Source organism: Paenibacillus sp. 2RAB27 (assembly GCF_052115445.1).
Taxonomy (GTDB): Bacteria; Bacillota; Bacilli; order Paenibacillales; family NBRC-103111; genus Paenibacillus_E.
In genome coordinates this window covers 135,569-158,238 of sequence record NZ_JBFRGR010000004.1, presented here as the reverse complement: position 1 = coordinate 158,238, position 22,670 = coordinate 135,569, and the positions used below count along the sequence as shown (strand labels likewise).

Genomic DNA, 22,670 nt, shown 5'->3' with positions numbered 1-22,670 from the left:
CATTTATTCGCACCGTGGAGCGCAGATTCGGGCATGAAGCCTCGCTCTGGCCTATTTCTCGCTTCCAGCCCACCCATCCTCACGCTAAACTCCACTAACTCTCTCACCGAACTAAGCCTGCCTCCACCAACTGCCCGCCGCGAAACCTCCATAAAACAAAAACCCTTCGTGCAAGCTCACGCTCACACAAAGGGTTGTCATTTAGAAACTGAAATATTGCTTAGCATTATTGTAGGAAATACCTTGAACCAACTGTTTCAACAGCTGCTCGTCGTTCGGGAACTCGCCCGCTTCAACCCACTCACCGATCATGTTGCATAGAATGCGACGGAAGTAGTCATGACGCGTGTAGGACAAGAAGCTGCGGGAATCCGTTAGCATCCCAACGAAACGTCCTAGTAAACCGAAGTTGCCGAGGGATTTCATTTGGGAGATCATGCCGTCGCGCGTATCATTGAACCACCATGCGGCGCCCAATTGGATTTTGCCAGCGATACCATCGCCTTGGAAGCTGCCCATCAAGGAAGCAAGAATCTCGTTATCCCGTGCGTTCAAGGAATAGAGAATGGTACGCGGCAAGGAATCCGCTACAGCTAGTGCGGACAATAGTCCCGTTAATGCTCCCGCAACAGGGCTATCACCAATGGAGTCGAATCCTGTATCAGGACCTAGCTTAGCGAAAGCCTGTCCATTGTTGTTACGGGAAGCGTTGATATGATACTGCATCGCCCAATCCAATTTCTTGTAGATGCCGCCAAGGAAGATCAGCGTGAAGGCTTTGTACTTCTTCTCGTCTTCCAGACTTACCGCTTGACCAGCAAGTACTGCCGCGAAGATCGCGTCAACTTCTTCTTTGGTCGCTGTTGCAAAAGGCACATAATCCAACGCATGGTCAGACACTTTACAGCCGACAGAGTCAAAGAAGACAGCACGGCTTTCTAAACCAGCCAATAAATCATCATACGTGCGGATCGGCGTTCCTACCGCTTTTTCAAGTTGAGCAATCCATGGAAGGAATGTAGCACGGTTGATTTCCAACGCCTTATCGGGACGGTAGGAAGGCAATACTTGCGTATCGAATCCTTCAATCTCTTTAATTTTGATGTGGTATTCCAAGGAATCCACAGGATCGTCTGTCGTACAAATGACCGTTACTTTGGAGTTTGTGATTAGGTCTCTAGCGCGGGATCCACCCTCAGCCAGCTTCGCATTCACTTTTTCCCAAATTGCTGGTGCATTCTGCTCATTAATGATATCGTACACACCGAAATAGGTTTGAAGCTCCATGTGGGACCAGTGGTACAACGGATTGCCGATCGCCATAGGAAGCGTGGAAGCCCATGCTACAAAGCGATCATAATCACTAGCTTCACCAGTAATCTTGGACTCATCGATACCGTTAGCACGCATCATCCGCCATTTGTAGTGGTCACCGTATAACCAAGCTTCGGTTATGTTGTTAAATTGTTTATTTTCATAAATTTCCTTCGGACTTAAGTGGCAGTGATAGTCAATAATCGGCAGTTCTTTGGCATATTCATGAAAAAGATGTACGGCAGTTTCATTGTTAAGTAAGAAATTTTCGTCTAAAAACGTTTTCATAAAGCGATTTCCACCCTTCTCAAGCTGAATGATCTGCTATCTATATTAGCAAAAGATCAGCTCAGAAATCTTGCGATTTCGTGCTTTTATTTCATAAAATATGCATATCTTGACCTCTAGAAGGGTTCATAGCGGCTAAGGGAGTGTATTTCTTACATTTGAATTTGTTTCAATTTCTTCTGGTATCGCTTCTGTAGCACCAGGAACATGACGGGATTTCACATTAATCCCATCCGAAGAAGAAATGCTGATGTGGACAGAACCAGGCAATACATGCGCGCGAATTAAGATTGGCTGATTATAGTCGTTTCTAAAACTAAAATCAGGCCCGCCCCAATTCACGGTAGCATCTCTGCCATGTGGCACATAAGGCACCGAACGACTGTGGGAGTACCTTTCAATAATCGTGAGTCCTGCACGGTCAACCGCATTAAATAACGTTGAGGATATTTGACAAATACCGCCGCCGATTCCCTCGGAGAATTCACCCCTTACAATCACCTTTGCCGACATATACCCCCTGCTCGGTGTTCGAACGCCTACAACGCGATTGAAAGAAAACGTCTCATTCGGCTGCACAACATAATTGTTGATCGCCTGTGTAGCTAGTTTGAGATTCGTTACACGGTGATTATTGCGGGAATTAAAATAGGTAACATAATAGCCTATTGGACGGACTCGAATGCTGGCAAGCAGTTCACTATCCACTTTGGGATACAGGGATTGCAGCGGTAACGCCACATTCATGGGACCTTCTGCATAAAATTGCCCATAGAATTGATTGATAAAAGCACTTCGATTCAACCGAACGCCTGCACTCTCTTTCACGATGCCCCCACTGTCACTAATTGTAGCGTTAATCGGCTTTCGGTAAATCGATTTGTCAATTTGTTCAGCAAGCCGGTTTAATTTCTGTGTATCTACCAGTGGAATATCCAAGAGGTCGGTCGCAATAGACTCTCGCCTAATCTGAGCCATCTTTTCACCATTCGAGTTATCCGATAGTTGAAAAGGCAATTCTTTGGGCTGGGCAAGCAGCAACAAGCCCAATAGCCATTCATAGCGCATGAACGCAATTCACCTCCTGCCCATAGTGTAAACAAATGTCAAAATTCCATGCAATGACAACTCAGATACATTTTGAAAATGGAATTCAACAGACGGTAAAATTTATTTGACAGTCGGCGAGCAGAGCGATAAACTTCAAACAAGACGAAGTGAGAAAACCTCTATCGAGGCCATTCAAAGATGAGCGACCGCGTTTAGAGGTAAGTATTATCGCCAATTAGAAAGACGTTTTCGGGAGCCGAAAACTTAAACTTTCTAATGTGGAAAAAGGAGGATTTTTCTAATGACGTTTGAACACAATCTTGAGAAATATGCGGAGCTGACTGTTCGAGTAGCACTCAACATTCAAGCTGGTCAATCGCTTTGGATTAATGCGCCAATTGGGCACCCCGAATTCGTAAGACTCATCACTCGTAAAGCGTACGAAGTTGGCGCTAAGCATGTACATATTGAATGGCAGGATGAAATCTGCACCCAAATTCGCTATACACACGCGCCCGACGAATCATTCAATGAGTACCCAGCTTGGCGTGCGCAAGCACTAACCGAGTTAGCTGAAAGCAATGGCGCCTACTTATGGATTGACGCGGACAACCCCGAGCTGCTGAAGGATGTGGATCCTGCTCGAATCTCAGCGAATGCGAAGGCGGCAGGTCCCCTGCTGGTCAAATGGCGCGAATACATGTCCTCTTACAAAATGACTTGGTCTATCATCGCTGCCCCTTCCCGGGCCTGGGCACAAAAGGTATTCCCTGATCTCGAAGATCAGGCTGCTGTCACTGCTTTATGGGATGCGATCTTCGAAGCTACCCGCGTAGATCAAGAAAATCCTGTACAAACATGGCAGGATCACAACGCGACTCTTCGTAGCAAACGGGAACAATTGAATGAGAAACAATTTCATAAAATCCATTACCGCGCTCCTGGAACGGAGCTTACGGTGGGACTTCCACCTCAGCACATTTGGCGAGGCGGTTCCGCGACGAACGAAACAGGCGGCTACGATTTCAACCCGAACATCCCGACAGAGGAAGTGTTCATTTCCCCGAATCGCCTAGGAACGTATGGAACGGTTCGAAGTACGAAGCCGCTTAGCTACCAAGGCAGCTTGATCGACAATTTCTCGATCACCTTCGAGCACGGCCGCGTCACACATTACACAGCGGAACATGGCTTTGAATCATTGCAAGCGATGATTGAGATGGATGAAGGCGCGCACTACTTGGGCGAAATCGCACTCGTGCCGCATGTCTCTCCCATTTCGAACACGAATTTAATCTTCTTCAGTACGCTCTATGATGAAAATGCTTCAAATCATCTGGCCCTCGGTCGTGCCTTCCCGACTTGTATTGAAGGCGGCACAAAGATGAGCAAAGAAGAACAGCTGCAAGCAGGACTGAACGACAGCCTCATTCACGTCGACTTTATGATCGGCTCTGCCGAGATGGATATTGACGGTGAACACGCGGATGGCACGTTAGAACCGATCTTCCGTAAGGGGAATTGGGCGTTTTAAATAGAAAGAGGGTATCCCTGAAAGCCATGTAAGTGGCGAGGGATCCCTCTTTTTCTACTTATGTATGATTTGATTTTTAATAAGCTCAATTTGACGAATTCGATTCGTGTCTCTAGCACGCACAATGAAAGTCCAATCCTGATGCTGCCAGAGTTCACCGATTTTCAATTCCGACTGCTTACTATATAACCAGCCACCGATAGAATCCACATTCTCGTCCTGAATGTCAAGTCCCAATCTAGCGTTTAACTCGATGATCAAGGCGTTACCTTCGACGACATAGTGTCCTTCGGCTAACTTGTCAATTTCTTTCAGTTCATCTTTATCAAATTCATCACGAATTTCACCGACAATTTCCTCCAGAATATCTTCGATCGTAATCAATCCGGACGTTCCGCCGTACTCATCCATTAGCAAAGCGATATGTACATTTTCACGCTGCATCTTTTTGAGCAGAGACTTCACAGGCATTCCTTCAGGAATCGTCATAATCGGTTGAAGTAAACCTTTGAAATTAAAATCGGGATTCGAGATGTAACTTAAGAAAAATTGCTTCGTATTGACGAATCCAATAATATGATCTTTGCTCTCTTTGGCTACGGGAAAACGTGTGTACTGTTCTTTGATAATAATATTCATGTTCTCTTCAAGTGATTTATCCGCATAGAGACAGATCATATCCGTACGTGGGACCATGATTTCACGCGCCAACAATTCATCGAATGAGAAGATGCGATTCACATATCCGTATTCTGTCTTATTTATTTTTCCACTCTCAAGGCTGTCTGATAAAATAATGCGTATTTCTTCTTCGGAATGAGCTTCTTCGTGTTCGCTTGCTGGCTTAACGCCAAATAGCTTGACGAGTTGAGTCGCTGAGCCATTTAAAATCCAAATGAATGGGTACATAATTTTATAAAAGAAAATAATAAACGGAGCTGTAAGAATTGAAATTGCTTCAGCTTTTTGAATCGCTAACGTTTTGGGAGCTAGTTCACCAAGTACAACATGAATATAAGTAATGGATAAAAAGGCGATACCAAAAGAAAGGATGTGCGACAGTGTTTCCCCTACACCAAGCCCATGGAACAAAGGACCGAGGATCTTCTCGACCGTTGGCTCACCTAACCAACCGAGGCCTAGCGCGGTAATCGTGATGCCGAGTTGACATGCGGATAAGTAGCCATCCAAATTCGAAGTAACGGTTTGAACAGCTAGTGCATTTTTCTTACCTTCCAATACCATTTGATCTACACGGCTTGGACGAATCCGAATAACGGCAAATTCTGTCGCAACAAAAAAAGCAGTAAGTACAATCAGTAATAAGATTAAAACCAAATTGATTAGCATGGTAACCTTCTTTCAGATATTAGTTTACATCCATAAGTTTATCTCTCTTGACCAAACTTATCAATGTTAGCAACCCCCATCAATCATGGAAATGTAATAAGGCTCGGATTGTAGTTATTCAACTACGATCCGAGCCTATTCATTTCTACTTTCTATACTGCCAGGTTCTCTACCCTTACGTTTACTTCCAGAACGCGAAGCCCTGTCAAATTCTCCACATCTGCCCTAACGTTTTCTTGAAGCTCATGACATACGTTATGAATCATCATGCCGTAATTGACGATGACACGTAAATGGATGACGACATCCGACTCCATGACCTCGACTACTACGCCTTTTTTGGCATTTTTACCACTCAAGCGCTTCGTAAGCTCCTCGGAGAGGCCACCCGACATGGAATCAATACCGGGTGTATGTAGAGCAGCGAACACAGCTATGATAGAAATAACATCGTCTGATATACGTATGACACCAGATGGCGATTTCACAGACACAAGGATCACCTCCTATTATCGATGCTTTTGAGAATTTGTTTAAACGCATGAAAGTCTTTAATTAAGTAATTAAGCCTCTTTATTAATTGATTAGCAATATCCGAAGTACAAGCAAAACCAATCTCATCAATTAGCTCATCTAATTCACCCGCCAATACGATGAAATCAATATTATCCTTCTCTTTACTTATCTTCATTTTAATGTCATTCGCCAGTGCTTCGCCAAGCTCTCTCATGTGTTTCACTTCAAGATGTTTTGTCATTTTCACCATTGGAGGGGTATAATCCTTCCGAAAATCGATGCCAGGAACTTCCTTCCAAAAGGTATTCCACTCTTTTATTAGTCCCGCTTTGTAAAATAATAATTTAAGGTAGCCGCATAACCAAGATGTGCAACTAGTATTTCTATTCAGACAGCCCACACCGTCTACTAAGTAAGAACAAGCGCGGCAACAAGAACCACCATTTTGAATACACACCTTACAAATATGATCTGCCCCTAAACCATTCAACTGTCTCATGCCATAGTCGATCAGATACTTTCTTGAAGCAATATAGAATTCATCACCAATTAACACGCATACCAGTTCCTTATTTTCAAATAACAATATATTTGATTTTTTGAATATTACACTTATACTATAACTGAAAAGTATTCAATAACGCAAAGGATTTTAAAACTTGCTTCCATACATTCCGGTTTATGTTATGATATTCTATATATTCAAATGTTCGAATATTGATAGTAGAGGAGAACGGTATGTATCAAGAAATACAGCATTTTAAAGCCGATTTTTTCAAGGCATTAGCACACCCTTTGCGTATAAGAATCCTTGAAGTTTTAGTGGATGGCGATAAAAACGTAAATGAGATACAAACGATATTGGGCAGTGAAGGTTCTGCCGTATCACAACAGTTAGCCGTATTAAGAAATAAAAACGTTGTCCGTGGGATCAAAGACGGAACCTCTGTGATCTACTCCCTGACAGATCCTTTAATTAAAGACCTACTTATTGTTGCCAAGCAAATATTTGATAACCACCTTGTGAATGCGATTTCCATGTTAGAAAACATAAAGAATCAATAAGTACTTCTATTTTCACAATAAGGAGTGAATCGGGTCCATTGTTCTCGATTTATATCCTTTTTTTTATGGTGATTTCCTAGCAGAAATATCAAATTGACACCCCTTTGTTTTAGATATATGATTTTATATATATTCAAATAATCAAATATTTAAATTGGTGGGATTCGATATGAAACTTTCTTTTAGAGGCAGATTCCAAGGCTACAATCGAAAAAAATTTCAAAAAGACTTGGTTTCAGGTCTGATTGTCGGAATTGTCGCCATCCCATTAGGAATGGCGTTTGCAATTGCTTCAGGCGTAAAGCCTGAATACGGGTTATACACGACTTTTGTAGCGGGCATCCTCATTTCATTATTCGGTGGTTCCAAGTTTCAAATTGGCGGTCCTACAGGCGCATTTATCCCCATCCTCTTCGCGATCGTCATGCAATATGGGTACGAAAACTTGCTTATCGCAGGTTTTATGGCGGGCGTTATTTTGCTATTCATGGGGATTTTCAAATTAGGCGGGGTCATCAAATTTATTCCACGTCCTGTCACGATCGGCTTTACCACAGGAATTGCCGTTACCATCTTCACTGGACAAATCGCCAATTTTCTTGGCTTGCATGATCTGCAAAAACACCAAGAATTTCTTTTCAATATGAAGGAATTAATCATTCACATTTCAACAATCAATATGTACAGCGTCCTAACTGCTGTGATTTGTCTGGTGCTTATTCTTCTCACACCACGTGTGTCGTCTAAAATACCTGGCTCCTTAGTGGGATTGTTGATTTCAGCGGTTATCGCATCCCTCTTCTATCCTGACAAGGTTGCAACCATCGGGTCAACTTACGGCGCAATTCCGAATAGCTTGCCAAGTATTCACTTCCCTGAACTCAGTATGGAACGTATGCAATTTCTAATAAAACCTGCTCTTGTCATCGCGATGTTAGGCGGCATCGAATCCTTGCTCTCTGCTGTCGTTGCTGACGGGATGTCAAGAACAAGGCATAACAGCAACCGGGAATTGATTGGTCAAGGTATCGCCAATATGATAACGCCGTTGTTTGGCGGCATCCCTGCAACCGGGGCTATTGCCCGAACAGCAACCAATATAAAGAGCGGTGCGGAATCTCCTTTCTCCGGCATCTTCCACGGCATTGTGGTGCTGCTGGTTTTGCTCATATTCGCTCCCTATGCTTCAAGCATTCCGCTTGCAAGTATGGCGCCGATCTTAATGGTCGTTGCTTGGAATATGAGTGAACGCAAAGAGTTCGCTCACGTCTTAAAAACTAAAACTGCGGAGTCCGTCGTTTTACTTATTACCTTTCTTCTTACTGTGTTTACCGATCTGACAACCGCAGTCGAAGTTGGATTGCTTCTGTCTGGCATCATTTTTGTGAAACATATGAGCGACTTACTCCGTACTGCCAAGGTTTTGCCTAACCCTTCTGATAAGCATGAACACGTAACCGCACATATTGTTACTGAGCAGCATAATTGTCCTCAAATTAGTATCTACACCGTGGAAGGCGCTTTATTCTTTGGGGTTGCCAGCGCGTTTGAGCAATCCATTATGGCAGAAATCCATACCAACCCCAAAGTATTACTGCTGAAAATGGGGAATGTCCCCTATATGGACACAACAGGAACAGCCCATTTATCACGTATTATCAGACACTTTGACCATCACGGTTGCACCGTAATCATTTCTGAAGTTCAAATCCAACCACGCCGCATGTTGCGAAAAACAAGATTGGACGACTGGATTGGGCAGGAGAACCTTTACGATAAGACAGGGGATGCTCTTAACTTCGCCTTAACGAAACTGAACCACGCGCAATGTCTGGGGTGCAAGCACTTTGCCTTCCGCGAATGCAAACATCTGTCTGACCCGCGAGTGATTAACGTTCGAACGCCATTCGATTGACGAAGTGGCTACACAATTAAAAACAAGCTGGGCGCTATTTAATGTGTCCCGGCTTGTTTTGTTTTTTATTACCTCACACAAAAAGGAAATCACGAGCGAACAAAGAAAATATAGCTTCATATAGTAAAGAAGGATGGTTACATGTAGATTGGGAATGTTAGTCAAAGGAGCATGGGCCCGAGAATTTATCGTCTAGTCAGCCAATCAAAAGGAGTTGATCCGATGAGTATCAAACCGAACATCGCGGCAATCAGTGTCAACTTTGATCTTGGAGCAGGTCGCCGAGGCGCAAGCCATGGACCTAAAGCTATTTTTGAAGCCGGGCTACTTCAAGAGCTACAGCAATTAACCTATACAGTAGATCATGTTGCTGATCTTCGTCTTGTGAATGACACAGCAACTCACTTAGATGCGCAAGTGGGTTCAACCAATCTTAATTACTTCGCAGAGGTTATAGCGATAAATACTCAGCTTGCCGAGCAGGTATCTCAGGTTGTCAGCCAAGGTCATTTCCCACTCATTATTGGTGGCGATCATAGCATAGCGATTGGCACAATTGCAGGATTATCCGCTCATTATTCGAATCTAGGGGTCATCTGGATTGATGCCCACTCCGACCTAAATTCACCGGACACAAGCCCATCTGGTAATATCCATGGCATGTCCCTTGCCGTCAGCTTGGGTATCGGGCATCCATTATTAACAGGTATACATGGGACTAACCCCAAGGTGAAGCCGGAGAATATCGTACTCATCGGGGCTCGGTCTCTGGATGAAGGTGAGAAAAAGCTGATTCGATCACTAGGTATCAAATGTTTTACCATGTACGATATTGATCGCAAAGGTATGGCTCATGTGATGCAAGAAGCCATTGATTATATTAAAATAAAAACAGATGGCGTTCATCTTAGTTATGATGTTGATTCCGTGGACCCCATCGAGGCACCAGGAACGGGGACTGCAGTCAAAGGAGGACTTCATTTCCGCGAAGCTCATCTCGCTGTGGAAATGCTGCATGAAGCTGGCATCGTGACTTCTGCCGAATTTGTTGAAGTGAATCCGCTGCTCGATGACAGCAACAAAACCTCCCTGTTGGCTGTAAGCCTTATCAGTTCCTTGTTCGGTGAGCAGATTTTATGAGTTTGGGCAGGAGGTGAATCTCATACCAACGATCAACGGGGTAACTCCCATATTTCGCATTTTCGATGAAACGAAAGCCAGGGAATTTTATATCGATTATTTAGGCTTCGCTCTAGGCTTTGAGCACCGTTTCGAGCCCGATTTACCTCTCTACATGGAAGTTACCTTAGGATCACTTGTTATTCATTTAACGGAGCATTACGGTGACTGCAGTCCAGGAGCGGCAATACGTGTAGAAATGGAAGACCTTACTGCTTTCCATACTCGCTTACTCGAACAAAAATTCAAATTCTCCCGACCAGGCATTGAAAAAACACCATGGCATACCCGCGAAGTGACTGTGACTGATCCGTTCGGAAACCGGATTATGTTTTATGAGAAAACGGCATAATGAGGCACAAATAACCCCCGCTCCTTTTTTTGGAGTCGGGGGTATTTACGTCTAGTCTGCTGGACGAAGCAATCTGTCACCTGCGATACCAGGAGTAGTCATTTGAATCGGATTCAGAATTTCTTCGATCTCCTCTTGTGTGAGAAGACCTCGTTCTAAGATGAGTTCCTTCAATGTGAGGCCTGTACGTACCGCCTCTTTCACAAGCTGTGCGGCAACCTCGTAGCCTAGATGAGGATTTAAGGCTGTCACGATACCGAAGCTTTGCTCCACATAATTCTTACACCGTTCACGATCCGCTTCCAAGCCTTCAATTGCGAAGCGTTCGAATACACTTGCCGCATTGCGTAATATTTTTAGGGACTGCAAGAGATTAAAAGCAAGAACTGGCCCCATCACATTAAGCTCAAACTGCCCTGCTTCACAGGCTAAACAAATCGTATGATCGTTGCCTATAACCTGGAAAGCCACTTGATTCACGACCTCCGGCATGACCGGATTTACTTTCCCCGGCATGATCGACGAACCTGGCTGTCTTGGTGGCAGCTTTAGTTCCCCTAATCCTGCGCGAGGCCCTGAAGCCATCATGCGGATATCATTGCATATTTTCGAGAGGTTCACCGCACATACTTTAAGCGATGCAGAAAGCTCAGTGTACGCATCCATATTCTGTGTGCCGTCGACTAAATGCTCCGAAATTTCAACTGGAATACCAACTGCTGATTTCAAATGAAACATAACTCGCTCGACGTACTCCGGCTTGGCATTAAGCCCTGTTCCTACGGCTGTAGCTCCCATATTGACGATCAGAAGTCCGCGCATCGCTTGCTTGATTCGTTGGATATCACGCAACAGTACACGTGCATAGGCCCCAAACTCCTGACCCATTCGGATCGGCACGGCATCTTGGAGATGGGTTCTCCCCATTTTGATCACATCATCAAATTCAATTTCTTTCCGTGCGAAAGCGCTTTGTAAGGAAGTTAATGCTTCTATTAATTGCTCCGACAAGCGGTAGGCTGCTATTTTGATCGCTGTTGGAATCACATCATTCGTCGATTGTGACATGTTCACATGATTATTCGGGTTACAATGGAAGTAACTTCCTTTTTCCTCGCCTAAAAGCTCTAGGGACCGATTGGCCAGCACTTCGTTCATATTCATATTGATGGAGGTACCAGCACCGCCTTGAATGGAATCGACGATAAATTCCCCCAAGAGCTGTCCGTTGCTTACTTCTTCTGCAGCTTTAACTAGGGCTTCACCAATTTTCTTAGGCAGCATATGTGTATCCATATTCGCTTGTGCCGCTGCCCGCTTCACTTCCGCCAACGCAGTAATAAGCTCACCATGAATGGTAACACCTGTAATCGGGAAATTTTCAATTGCTCTCATCGTTTGAATGCCATAATAGGCTTGAGAGGGGACCTGCTTTTCTCCTAAAAAGTCTTTCTCGATGCGATAAGTCATTCGACTACCATCCTTTTTCACTTCATATTTCATTCCCAAAGCTTTGATTGAACGTAGAACGAGCTAGAACAATAGAACATTTGAACAACACAGAGATCAGAACTAACCAAACATCAGAACAAACCTGAAAGGCAATAAGTCCACTAACATGGTTATTTTTAGCTTAAAAGTGAAGGATATGCACTGGGTAGCTAAGATTGCAAATCCTCGCCTATTTCTCAATTATATACTCAGGAAGTCATCATACGCTAATAATGAATACAATGAAGTACAACCTTGATATATGTTATAAGGAGGAAAACTTATATGCCAACGCAAAGCTCGAAGATTATTGAACAAACAGAGAAATATGGTGCACGTAATTACAATCCGCTGCCGCTGGTGATTTCCAAAGCCGAAGGCGTTTGGGTTGAAAATCCCGAAGGCCAACGATACATGGACATGCTGAGTGCGTATTCCGCTCTGAATCAGGGACATCGTCATCCACATATAATAAACGCATTAATTGAACAAGCAGGCAAGGTTACTTTGACTTCTAGAGCTTTTCATAGCGAAATCCTTGGGCGGTTCTATGAGAAATTGGCGCTATATACGGGTAAACCACTGATATTACCTATGAATACAGGCGCAGAAGCGGTTGAAACAGCTGTCAAAGCCGTCCGACGGTGGGGCTATGATGTGAAAGGCATTCCGGAGAATCATGCGGAGATTATTGTCTGTGAGGGTAATTTCCACGGTCGTACCGTGACCATCACCTCCTTCTCCTCGTCTCCGGAATACAAACGAGGCTTCGGGCCTTTCACGCCAGGCTTCCGGATGATCCCATACGGCGATGTCGATGCGCTGCGGGAGGCGATTGGGCCGAACACCGCCGGATTTATCGTGGAGCCCATTCAGGGCGAAGCTGGCATTGTGATCCCGCAGGAAGGGTTTCTGCGGGAAAGCTATGAGCTCTGCAAGGCGAATCAGGTATTGTTCGTCGCGGACGAAATCCAAACGGGATTCGGCCGCACGGGCCGCCGCTTTGCCAGCGACTGGGAAGGCGTCACGCCGAACCTGTATGTGCTGGGCAAAGCACTTGGCGGCGGTGTTTTTCCGATCTCGGCTGTGGCCGGAGATCGTGAGGTCCTTGAGGTGTTCGAGCCGGGCTCGCACGGCTCGACGTTCGGCGGCAACCCGCTCGGCTGCGCCGTCGGGATTGCTGCACTTGAAGTGTTGGAGCAGGAACAGCTCGCGGAGCGTTCCGATGCGCTTGGGGCTTATTTCCTGAAGCGGCTTCAGGAAATCAAGAATCCGCTCATTCAGGAGATTCGCGGCCGCGGCTTATTCATCGGGATCGATTTAACCGTCCCAGCCCGCCCATTCTGCGAAGCATTGAAGGATAAAGGCCTGCTGTGCAAGGAAACACACGAGCATATCATTCGTTTGGCACCTCCCCTGGTCATCACGAAGGATGAGCTGGATTGGGCTTGGCAGCAACTACACGAAGTGTTGCGCGTGGAGTGAGTTGCGTTGGTGTGCCGTGTAAGTCGATTTTTTCGACTTACACAGGCGCAGCTTGGTTTTGCGACATCTCTAAGTCGATTTTTTCGACTTACACAAGCGCAGCTTGGCTTTGAGAGGCCTCTAAGTCGATTTTTTCGACTTACACGTGTAGTTAGAGGATAGGTAAAGAATAGCTTGTTGGAGGGGTTGCGCGGGATTGATAGGAAAAGAGTGGCAAGTTGGCGTGGTTGGCAGGGGAATACTAGGAAGGAGTAGTTTGTTGGAGTAGGTGGCAGGGAATTGCAGGTAGAGAGTAGCTTGTTTGAGTAGGTGGCAAGGGAATACTAGGAGAGAGTAGTTTGTTGGAGTAGGTGGCAGGGAATTGCTATATAGAGAGTAGCTTGTTGGAGTGTGAAATTGGATCAGTAGGTAGAAAGTAGCTTGTTGGAGGGGGATGGTAAGTAGGTGGATAGTGAGTGATGAATTTGGTATTCACAGAAATCTGTTTAGTCCGATATTTCCGAACTAAATCGAGAATTCCTTGCTACAAAAGACCAATAGTCCGATTTCACCGACTTATTCCCCCTTTTTCCCCGCCTGAGCGGTGGTTAGGGCGATTTAGTCAGGCTATTTCGGACTATTACCATCGAAAGGATGCAAATAGTGAGATTAATTCGGCATTTTCGGACTAATGCGCTATACAGTGGGAAGCCATTCGTTCCGAAGGGTATCTTTTCAATGTGCAGGAGTCTATTCCTTCACAAACACGAGCTCCCCAAATTGCTGAGGAACATGGAAATTGACGAGCCCTGTAGGCGACCAGGCTGAGTAATGCCGAACGCCATCGCGGTCATCATCGATACGGAAAACATTCCAATGCCAGACCGCTCCCGCATGTGGCACACCTGCCTCATCTAAATCCGCGAATGGAATCCGCACATCATAGACAAGCCAACCGTCATCAGTACCTTTCATGACGTTTGCTTGAAATCCCTCCGCTATCCACGAAGTATCGACATCCTTGTTACCATCCAGCCTATTATGTATCAATGCATCAAACAAGACGCCACCCGGGCTTACTTCAAACTCGTAGTAGGTCGTGCCGCCGCCGAATGGATCTAGGAACACCTCTACGACGTCTTCCTCATAGAGATGCTCGTCACGCCGTGTCATCGTCGACACCACATGATCATCCTCACATTCGTATCGAATGTGCAGACTATCCGCAGTCCAGCATGCGCGAAAGCGAGTTTCCAGTCTCGGTGCATCCGCCGACACCACGTCACGCAAGTAACCAACTTGTACATCTTCCCATTTCATACGACTAACTTCATCTGTGTAGCGACAAATATATCTCATCTGTATACCTTGCTCCCCTACTCTATCAAATCAATTCTTATAGACTATATTAATATCATGTTCCTTGGAAAGGAAGCTCGAAATTTGATCCCTTGCTTCTGACTTCACATCTTTCAACCAGGAAGCCTCCAAACGTTCAATCGCTTCTATACGTAAATCTTCATATTTACTCTTCGCTTTCTCCGTCTCACGCGACCGGTTAGAGGCATACAGAAACAGCGTTATACATACGAGCAACAAGCTGCATAACAGTTTATTCGAAATGAGTAAATCCAATATCATGATAGCATTACCGCTCGAACGAACGATGACTTGCTGATATAACATATAAATGGCGATTAATAAGATGACCCCTGTCGCGATCGATAGAATGGGTTGCCTCTTTTTCATATTGTCCCATTTCATCTTACGGTCCTGCAACTCTTTCAACATGACTTCTGTATCATCACTCACATTTATCGTAGGCCCAATCACAGCATCTCCCCCTCGTTACCATGCTATGCTTGTCTAGGGCTATTCTTTCCATAAAAAAAAGACCAAGAGCATCACTCTTCACGCCTCGCTGAAGATGCTCTTGATCTTGACCTATTATTTAGTGGAAAATTTGCAATAATTCCAATTAAAACCGTTTCTTTCCTACAAGAAACTTTTTATTTCCTTTTTTAGCTGCTACCGGCACATGCTTGTAGCTGCGTACCATCTGTGTTTTACAAAGCGGGCAAGTTGGTAAAGCTTCCGTTACGAATTCTTTACGAACCCAAGCTTTACATTCTGTTGCTTTACATTTCCAAATCTCAATCTGTTCAACTTCTGGTTTCTGCTCTTCCGTTACAATACTCGTTGTTGTAGACATCTCAATTATGTGCTCCCTGCTTCGTAGATTAGACTACTTATTATTATACAGATCGGAACGAATATCAAGTGTTTCCCGTGTTCAAATGTATTTACCAGTGGTAGAATAGACAAAGCGATTGCAATTTAGACACAAAATACAAAGGCAGGAATATCGCATGATCAATTTGCTACGTGAATGGAAGCTTCAACTCGAAGGCTATAGCCGAAATATTAAGCTATTTTTCTGGTTTAATTTTGTTTGGAATTTGGGCATTAGCATGTTTGGGCTTGTGTACAACCTCTATGTAAGAAGCTTGGGCTACGAGCAAACGATGGTAGGCAGCATCGTAGGGATGACAGCATTGGCCGCAGCCATCATCCTCATCCCGGCGGGCATCATGAACGATCGCTTCGGTCCGAAGCGCGTCATTTCTTTCGGTCTCATTTTTACAATTGCCGCACTGACCGCACGATCACTCATTCAGCTTCATGAAGGTATGCTGATATCTGCTTTCTTAGGTGGCATGGCGTTAGCCGTCGTCTCCGCGACGATTCTGCCTTTCATGGCCAATAACTCAACGCCTCAGCAGCGGGTTCATCTCTTTTCCCTCAATATGGCTTTGGTTATGCTGGCCAATGTCATTGGCATTGCAATCGGTGGCGTGCTTTGTGATTTCTTCCAATTCTTAATTGGTTTTGATGAAATACATAGCTTACGGTATACCTTGCTCATTGGAGTTGCCATCGCAGCACTAGGTGTCATTCCTATGTCTCTTTTTGAAAAAAGTGATCTCGAGAAGGAAGAAAATACACCGCAACGTGAATCGTTGAGCTGGAAAGCCACTTGGCGTGAGCACAAAACGTCTATTCAAGTCATCGCCATCTTCTGTTTACTTGGATTACTCTCCTCACTTGGTGGGGGGATGATTGTTCCCTATCTCAATGTGTATTTTGAAGATCGCTTTGAGGCATCGAAATCCGCAATTGGTATCATCGTTGCCTTAGGACAAGCAGCTACTGGCGTAGCCTTCTTAATTGGGCCCATGATAGCCAAACGTTATGGTGAAGTGAAATCAGTCGTCTATCTGCAGTTGAGTTCGATTCCTTTTCTGCTCATCACCGCTTTTTCAGCTAACCTTTATTTATCGTCCGGTGGCTATCTATTCCGCCAAGCACTAATGAATGCGGCCAATCCTTTTTATAATTCGATCAAAATGAGCTATGTCCATCGTTCGCTTCGCGGACTAGCCTCAAGCTCTGGCGAAGCGGTATTCAACCTCGGTTGGTTTATCGCATCACCGATTAGTACAGGCCTCGTCTTCCGATACGGCAGTTATTTCGGATATGCCTACGCCTTTTGCATCACAGCCGTTGTATACTCCGTTATTTCATTTTTATTTTATTTTTTCTTTGGCAAGCAGCGTTTTAAAACCCTAGAATAAACCACCTAAAAAAGCTCCTTTCCCTCGTTGACGTAGACGGAGGAAAGGAAATACAATAGAATGAGAGCGCATTCATTGTTTACAAAACTTCAATCGAATGACTCAATGTCAGGAGGCCCTGCCTATGCGAAATAAAATCATTTTTAATGGACAGAGCATCGTCTTAACGTGGTTAATCTCCTATATCGTCATTCTGCTGCTCCCCGTAGTGGTTGGCTTATTATTGTATGTGGAATCCAACCGAACACTGAAGGAAGAAATTCAACAAGCGAATGACTCCTTGCTGAAGCAAGTCCGGGAAGTAATGGACAACCAATTCAAAGCCATGGAACAGCTCAATTTTGAGATCACATGGAATGTGAACATTCAAGAGATGCTCTATTCCAACAAATATGAAACCTTCCCCAAAGATAAACCCTATGATATGTATCAGATTGCAAAGAGCTTATCTATTTACAAAACCTCTTATCCCTTAATTGATAATTTTTATATTTATTTCAATAAAGATCAATCTGTCATATTACCAACCACTGTTCGATCAAGCACTTTTGCCTACCAAACCCTGCATATGAGCGATAATTTCCCCTTCACTTCCTGGCAATCGATTATGACGCGCAGCAATTTCAAAGGATTTATCCCTATGTATCGTATTGGTGACGATAATATCTTACGGAAAACAGTCGCCTATGTGAGTACATATCCAATGGAACACGATCAGCCTACTGCCACCAATGTGATCATGGTTGATCAAATGCGTATTCTCGGCGCCATTCAGAACATGGAGATCTTCAATAATGGTCATGTGCTCATACTAAATGAACAGAATCAAGTTCTCGCTGCTAACTCCTCCAGTACGATGCCTGTCGATTTTCCTTATGGGGACTTGGATAATGGGAAGAACTTTTATTTTAAAAGCAATGATGGTGAGGAATATGAAGTCTTTACTATTCAATCGCCGCGCTCCAAGCTAAAATACATCTCCATCGTGCCTAGTCAAACGTATTGGCAAAAGGCCTCGCATGTTCGTAATTTGACCTATTTAAGCATGCTGATCAGTCTACTGGGCGGCGGAATTTTAACCTTCTTTTTCTTACGTAGAAATTACAATCCTGTTCGTCGTTTGGTTCATGCGTTTTCTAAGAAACAAATTCCGGATTCCGGTAAAAAGTACAATGAATTTCTCTTCATTCAAGAAGCCTTGGACAGTACGTTAATCGAGATGGCTGATTTCAAAAGCAAAGTCGAGCAGTCTCGACATATCGTTCGGTCTCATTTCGTAGAAAAGTTATTGCGGGGCAAGCTTGATGGGAAAATACCTATTGCCGAGGCGCTAACTACATTCGATATGAAGCTGGACCGTAAAGAATTTGCTGTCATGCTATTCGTTGTCGATAAAAGTGAGGCTTTTTTTGAACGAATTACGCACACATCAGATGAAGAGAAGTGGAAACTGCTTCGATTCATTGTAAGCAATGTGGTGGAGGAATTAGTAGCGCAACGCCACCGCGGCTATGCTGCCGAAATAGATGATACGCTGGCCTGTTTAGTCAATTTGTCGGTGGACTATGGCGAGAGCTCCAAAGAAGAATTAATTCGAATCGCAGATGAGGCGCAAACGTTCCTTGCTTCCACTTACGATATTCATCTGACGATTGCGATCAGTAGCATTTATCCGCACATCGCATCTGTGCCGCAAGCATTCTTGGAGGCGCTCGACGCAATGACTTACAAACTTGTCATGGGTGGTCACGAAATCCTTGCTTACAATGACCTCCATACACCTACACATTGTGATAATCCTACTGGCTATTATTATCCCATGCAGGTCGAACAGCAGCTGCTTAATGCTTTGAAATTCGGGGAACTTACAGAAGCAAGACAATTACTTAGTGAGATTATCCAGAAAAACTTCGAAGGCGCTGGCATTTCCGTTTCCCTGACCAAATGTCTTATGCTAGGTATTGTCACCACGATCATGAAAAGCATTAACGATACCGGAGGCATCCAGGAAAGCTTCTTCATCCGCAATCCTAAGCAGCTTGATCGTCTGCTGAACACCAAAACCGTGCAAGATATGGAACTGCAGATAGGGGACATGTTCGCTCAAATCTGCGCTTTTACAGCAGCCAAACGCGTGCATGCGAACTCGCTGACCAAACAGAAAGCGCTGCAGCAGCTTGTCGAGCAAGTTAATTCGTACATTGAGCATAATTATACCGATGTCAATTTGAATGTGACGATGATCGGCAATCATTTTGATCGGAAAGCCACTTATTTATCAAAGCTTTTCAAGGACTACGTTGGCGAAGGATTGCTTGATCGGATTAATAAAGTGAGGGTTGAGAAGTCTAAACAGCTACTCAAAGGGAATGAACAATCCGTTGGGGATGCAGCTTACGGAGTAGGCTTCAATGATATTAACGCTTTTATCCGTGTATTCAAAAAAGTAGAAGGTATTACACCAGGAAAATATAAGGAAATGCTTGAAAAATAAGGCATTGAGGGGTGGCTGCAAGCTGCCCCTTTTGCTTTTAATTGGCTTGTTTCATCCTCAAAAATGAGAGAAATCACCCCAAATTGTCTATTTTCACGAAGGAATTGGATATTTTGTAGAGCATTTCAGTAATTATCGATATGCATTTGGAGATTTTAAAGATATTTATTTTGTAAGCGTTGTCATATATTAGGATAGCACAGACACCTTGTTGCTAGACTTCCAAAAGCTAGCATTTGAGGCGAGTTCTTTAGTCAGTCTCACGAGCCAGCCTTATTTTCAGGCGAAAAACTCAGCACCCCTTTCGAAGCCAGTTTTTCTGGCGAAAAAAATTTAGGAGGTCATTTCATGAAAAGAAACAGTAAAAAGATGTTCACCATGTTGATTACCACATCTTTAATGGGAAGCTTAGTTGTTGCCTGTTCATCTAATTCATCAACAAGCACAAGCAGTCCAAGTCCAGCAGCTTCCCCCGGTGCATCAACGGCTACGACAACAACGCCAAGTGGAGCAGCTGTTACTTATCCTCTCAAATCGGACAAAACCTTAACCTATTGGGGTGAACTGCCAGGTAACGTAACTGGGGTAAAAGCTACGCATGCCGACATTCCTTTCTTTCAGAATTGGCAAAAAGTCACGGGTGTACCTTTAAAATTCACTGCACCGCCAACGAACCAAACGACACAATCACTTAACGTCTTGTTAGCAACTGGTGATCTGCCGGATATGATCGAATATAACTGGCAAGGAGATTTCCCAGGTGGGCCTGAAAAAGCCATTAAAGACGGATATATCTTAAAATTGAATGATACGATCGATAAATTTGCCCCGAATTTGAAGAAATATCTGAAAGAGCATCCAGAAGTGGATAAGCAAGTCAAAACAGATAACGGCAGCTACTATGTGTTCCCTTTCATTCGCGGCGACGATTATCTGCGTGTCTTCCAAGGACCAATTGTTCGAAAAGATTGGTTAGATGAGCTTGGACTTCCTGTTCCAGAAACCATCGACGATTGGTACACAACGCTCAAGGCATTCAAAGAGAAAAAAGGCGCAACAGCACCTTTCTCCGTCGTCAGTGTTCCTAGACCTTTCCAAGAATCAGGCAACGGTGCCTTTGCTGAAGCTTTCAATGTCGTTCGTGATTTCTATATTGATGATAATGGAGCTATTAAATTCGGTCCAGCTGAAAAAGGTTTCAAAGACTATCTGGCAACCTTTCACAAATGGTATGCAGAAGGTTTAATTGACAAAAACTTTGCAACAGCTGACGGCAAAGCTTTGGATGCGAACATCGCTTCTGGTGCGACTGGTGTAACTGTTCAAAATGCAGGCGGCGGTATCGGCAAATGGCAGCCACTCATTACTGCAAAAGACCCTAAAGGCGTACTCATTGGCGCTCCATATCCTGTACTCAAGAAAGGCGACGTTCCATTCTACGGTCAAAAAGACCCTGCGAATGCGCCAGGTGGATCTGTTGCGATTACAGCTTCCTCCAAAAATATCGAATTGGCAGCTAAGATGCTCGACTATGGCTACTCCGAAGCAGGTCATATGTATTTCAATTTCGGAACTGAAGGTACTTCCTACAAAATGGAAAACAACTATCCGAAGTACACGGATTTAGTAATGAACAATCCGGATAAACTGGCTCCTGCACAAGCATTGTCCCTGTATATCCGCGGTAACTACAACGGTCCATTTGTTCAAGACAAACGTTACATTGAGCAATATTTGGCTATGCAAACACAACGTGATGCGGTATCCACCTGGTCCAAAACTAATGTAGATAAGCACAAATTGCCACCTATCACAGCTACACCAGAAGAAAGCACAGAGCTTGCTAAAATCATGACAGATCTTAACACACTTGTGGATGAGATGACGTTGAAAATCATTTTGGGAACAGAGCCTGTCGACAGCTTCGAGAAGTATGTAGAGAAATTCAATAATGTTAAATTAAGCCGCGCGATTGAAATTAAGAAAGCTTCCCTGGATCGTTACAACAAAAGATAATGTGTTCCATGGGGGGCGGGGAGTAACACCTCCTCCCTCCATGCCTTTAATTTCTGCGGCGAAAGGAGAGATATTATGCGTAAACCAGCGGAGGCTAGCTTTCCCGTTCGCTTTAAACGCGATTTTCTTTTAAATAAATATTTATACTTGATGATGGTTCCCGTTCTGGCTTACTACTTTACTTTCCATTATGCGCCGATGTATGGAGCCATCATTGCTTTCAAAGAGTACAGCCCGATCAAAGGGATTCTAGGAAGTCCCTGGATTGGATTTCAAAACTTCCATGATTTCTTTACCAGCTACTACTTCTGGCGTATCCTCAAAAATACGATCTTAATTTCTACCTATTCCATTTGTTTTGAATTCCCTGCCCCCATTATTCTGGCAATTTTGATCAACGAATTGACGAACAAGAAGTTTCAGCGCTTTGTGCAAACGGTTACTTATATGCCGTACTTTATCTCACTGATCGTCATCGCGGGAATGATTAAAGATTTTACCAACAATGGCGGCTTAGTGAATACGTTTCTGACTCATTTTGGTGTGAATGATACAGCGATGCTGCAAAAGCCGGAGCTGTTTCGAACCATATATATCTTATCGGAAATTTGGCAAAAAATCGGCTGGGAGTCAATCATTTATCTAGCTGCGCTAATGAGCATCGATCAGGAGCAGTACGAAGCGGCCAAAATGGATGGCGCCTCCCGACTCAAGTCGATTTGGCATATCACCTTACCAGGCATTCTCCCAACCATTTCGATTATGTTCATTCTTCGTATGGGGAATTTATTAAACGTCGGCTTCGAGAAAATCATCCTGCTCTATAATCCAAGCACCTACGATACAGCCGATGTCATCTCCTCCTTCGTGTATCGGAAAGGTTTGCTCGAATTTGGTTGGAGCTTCTCTGCCTCGGTTGGTCTATTCAATTCCGTCATCAATTTAGCGCTGCTCATTACAGCCAATAAACTAAGTAAACGATTCAGCGAAAACAGCTTATGGTAAGA

Annotated in this window: 19 protein-coding genes; 10 read left to right on the top strand and 9 right to left on the bottom strand. The window is 44.1% G+C overall.

Annotation, left to right across the window (positions count from 1 at the left end; all coding sequences use genetic code 11):
* Nucleotides 1-201: 201 nt before the first annotated feature.
* Both uxaC and AB4114_RS07850 read right to left on the bottom strand, forming a co-directional pair.
* Entirely contained in the window at nucleotides 202-1,602 is a 1,401-nt protein-coding gene (gene uxaC, locus AB4114_RS07855) for a glucuronate isomerase (RefSeq protein WP_441987958.1), read from the bottom strand.
* 135 nt (nucleotides 1,603-1,737) lie between these two features.
* A complete protein-coding gene (locus AB4114_RS07850; protein ID WP_441987957.1) occupies nucleotides 1,738-2,670 on the bottom strand; it encodes a VanW family protein in 933 nt (310 codons plus the stop codon).
* 283 nt (nucleotides 2,671-2,953) lie between these two features.
* On the opposite strand from AB4114_RS07850, the gene AB4114_RS07845 reads away from it, so the two are divergent.
* Entirely contained in the window at nucleotides 2,954-4,186 is a 1,233-nt protein-coding gene (locus AB4114_RS07845) for an aminopeptidase (protein WP_441987956.1), read from the top strand.
* Between the two features lie 54 nt (nucleotides 4,187-4,240).
* On the opposite strand, the gene AB4114_RS07840 is transcribed toward AB4114_RS07845, so the two are convergent.
* The 3 genes from AB4114_RS07840 to AB4114_RS07830 form a co-directional block, all read right to left on the bottom strand.
* Nucleotides 4,241-5,536 carry a hemolysin family protein gene (locus AB4114_RS07840; RefSeq protein ID WP_441987955.1) on the bottom strand — a complete coding sequence of 432 codons (1,296 nt, stop codon included), beginning with the start codon at nucleotides 5,534-5,536 and terminating at the stop codon, nucleotides 4,241-4,243.
* 152 nt (nucleotides 5,537-5,688) lie between these two features.
* Nucleotides 5,689-6,030: an Asp23/Gls24 family envelope stress response protein gene (locus tag AB4114_RS07835; protein WP_441987954.1), complete on the bottom strand. Its 342-nt coding sequence runs from the start codon at nucleotides 6,028-6,030 to the stop codon at nucleotides 5,689-5,691.
* 5 nt (nucleotides 6,031-6,035) lie between these two features.
* On the bottom strand, nucleotides 6,036-6,608 hold the full coding sequence (locus tag AB4114_RS07830) for a hypothetical protein (protein WP_441987953.1): 573 nt from the start codon (nucleotides 6,606-6,608) through the stop codon (nucleotides 6,036-6,038).
* Between the two features lie 182 nt (nucleotides 6,609-6,790).
* Here AB4114_RS07830 and AB4114_RS07825 point away from each other — a divergent pair, with 182 nt between their 5' ends.
* The 4 genes from AB4114_RS07825 to AB4114_RS07810 all read left to right on the top strand — a co-directional run bounded on the left by AB4114_RS07825 (nucleotide 6,791) and on the right by AB4114_RS07810 (nucleotide 10,563).
* Complete coding sequence (locus AB4114_RS07825) at nucleotides 6,791-7,117, top strand: ArsR/SmtB family transcription factor (protein ID WP_056616766.1); 327 nt, start codon at nucleotides 6,791-6,793, stop codon at nucleotides 7,115-7,117.
* A 169-nt stretch (nucleotides 7,118-7,286) separates the two neighbouring features.
* Nucleotides 7,287-9,032 carry a SulP family inorganic anion transporter gene (locus AB4114_RS07820; protein ID WP_441987952.1) on the top strand — a complete coding sequence of 582 codons (1,746 nt, stop codon included), beginning with the start codon at nucleotides 7,287-7,289 and terminating at the stop codon, nucleotides 9,030-9,032.
* 228 nt (nucleotides 9,033-9,260) lie between these two features.
* Complete coding sequence (gene rocF, locus AB4114_RS07815; protein WP_441988145.1) at nucleotides 9,261-10,172, top strand: arginase; 912 nt, start codon at nucleotides 9,261-9,263, stop codon at nucleotides 10,170-10,172.
* 13 nt (nucleotides 10,173-10,185) lie between these two features.
* Nucleotides 10,186-10,563 carry a glyoxalase superfamily protein gene (locus AB4114_RS07810; RefSeq protein WP_441987951.1) on the top strand — a complete coding sequence of 126 codons (378 nt, stop codon included), beginning with the start codon at nucleotides 10,186-10,188 and terminating at the stop codon, nucleotides 10,561-10,563.
* A 51-nt stretch (nucleotides 10,564-10,614) separates the two neighbouring features.
* On the opposite strand, the gene AB4114_RS07805 is transcribed toward AB4114_RS07810, so the two are convergent.
* Nucleotides 10,615-12,033: an aspartate ammonia-lyase gene (locus AB4114_RS07805; RefSeq protein WP_441987950.1), complete on the bottom strand. Its 1,419-nt coding sequence runs from the start codon at nucleotides 12,031-12,033 to the stop codon at nucleotides 10,615-10,617.
* Nucleotides 12,034-12,339: 306 nt separating this feature from the next.
* On the opposite strand from AB4114_RS07805, the gene AB4114_RS07800 reads away from it, so the two are divergent.
* Nucleotides 12,340-13,539 (top strand): ornithine--oxo-acid transaminase, encoded by a 1,200-nt coding sequence (locus AB4114_RS07800; RefSeq protein WP_441987949.1) that lies wholly within the window; start codon nucleotides 12,340-12,342, stop codon nucleotides 13,537-13,539.
* A gap of 729 nt (nucleotides 13,540-14,268) precedes the next feature.
* Here the strand turns inward: AB4114_RS07800 and AB4114_RS07795 are convergent.
* The 3 genes from AB4114_RS07795 to AB4114_RS07785 all read right to left on the bottom strand — a co-directional run bounded on the left by AB4114_RS07795 (nucleotide 14,269) and on the right by AB4114_RS07785 (nucleotide 15,730).
* Nucleotides 14,269-14,877, bottom strand: coding sequence for a carbohydrate-binding family 9-like protein (locus tag AB4114_RS07795; RefSeq protein WP_441987948.1), 609 nt, complete (start codon nucleotides 14,875-14,877; stop codon nucleotides 14,269-14,271).
* Nucleotides 14,878-14,907: 30 nt separating this feature from the next.
* On the bottom strand, nucleotides 14,908-15,351 hold the full coding sequence (locus AB4114_RS07790) for a DUF2663 family protein (protein ID WP_441987947.1): 444 nt from the start codon (nucleotides 15,349-15,351) through the stop codon (nucleotides 14,908-14,910).
* A 145-nt stretch (nucleotides 15,352-15,496) separates the two neighbouring features.
* Nucleotides 15,497-15,730 (bottom strand): cold-inducible protein YdjO-related protein, encoded by a 234-nt coding sequence (locus AB4114_RS07785; protein WP_056616791.1) that lies wholly within the window; start codon nucleotides 15,728-15,730, stop codon nucleotides 15,497-15,499.
* A gap of 157 nt (nucleotides 15,731-15,887) precedes the next feature.
* On the opposite strand from AB4114_RS07785, the gene AB4114_RS07780 reads away from it, so the two are divergent.
* From AB4114_RS07780 to AB4114_RS07765, 4 genes are all read left to right on the top strand, one after another.
* Nucleotides 15,888-17,153 carry an MFS transporter gene (locus tag AB4114_RS07780; RefSeq protein ID WP_441987946.1) on the top strand — a complete coding sequence of 422 codons (1,266 nt, stop codon included), beginning with the start codon at nucleotides 15,888-15,890 and terminating at the stop codon, nucleotides 17,151-17,153.
* Between the two features lie 124 nt (nucleotides 17,154-17,277).
* Nucleotides 17,278-19,647 carry a helix-turn-helix domain-containing protein gene (locus tag AB4114_RS07775; RefSeq protein ID WP_441987945.1) on the top strand — a complete coding sequence of 790 codons (2,370 nt, stop codon included), beginning with the start codon at nucleotides 17,278-17,280 and terminating at the stop codon, nucleotides 19,645-19,647.
* Nucleotides 19,648-19,995: 348 nt separating this feature from the next.
* Nucleotides 19,996-21,663 (top strand): extracellular solute-binding protein, encoded by a 1,668-nt coding sequence (locus AB4114_RS07770; protein ID WP_441987944.1) that lies wholly within the window; start codon nucleotides 19,996-19,998, stop codon nucleotides 21,661-21,663.
* A 75-nt stretch (nucleotides 21,664-21,738) separates the two neighbouring features.
* Nucleotides 21,739-22,668 (top strand): ABC transporter permease, encoded by a 930-nt coding sequence (locus AB4114_RS07765; protein WP_441987943.1) that lies wholly within the window; start codon nucleotides 21,739-21,741, stop codon nucleotides 22,666-22,668.
* The last annotated feature ends 2 nt before the right edge of the window (nucleotides 22,669-22,670 follow it).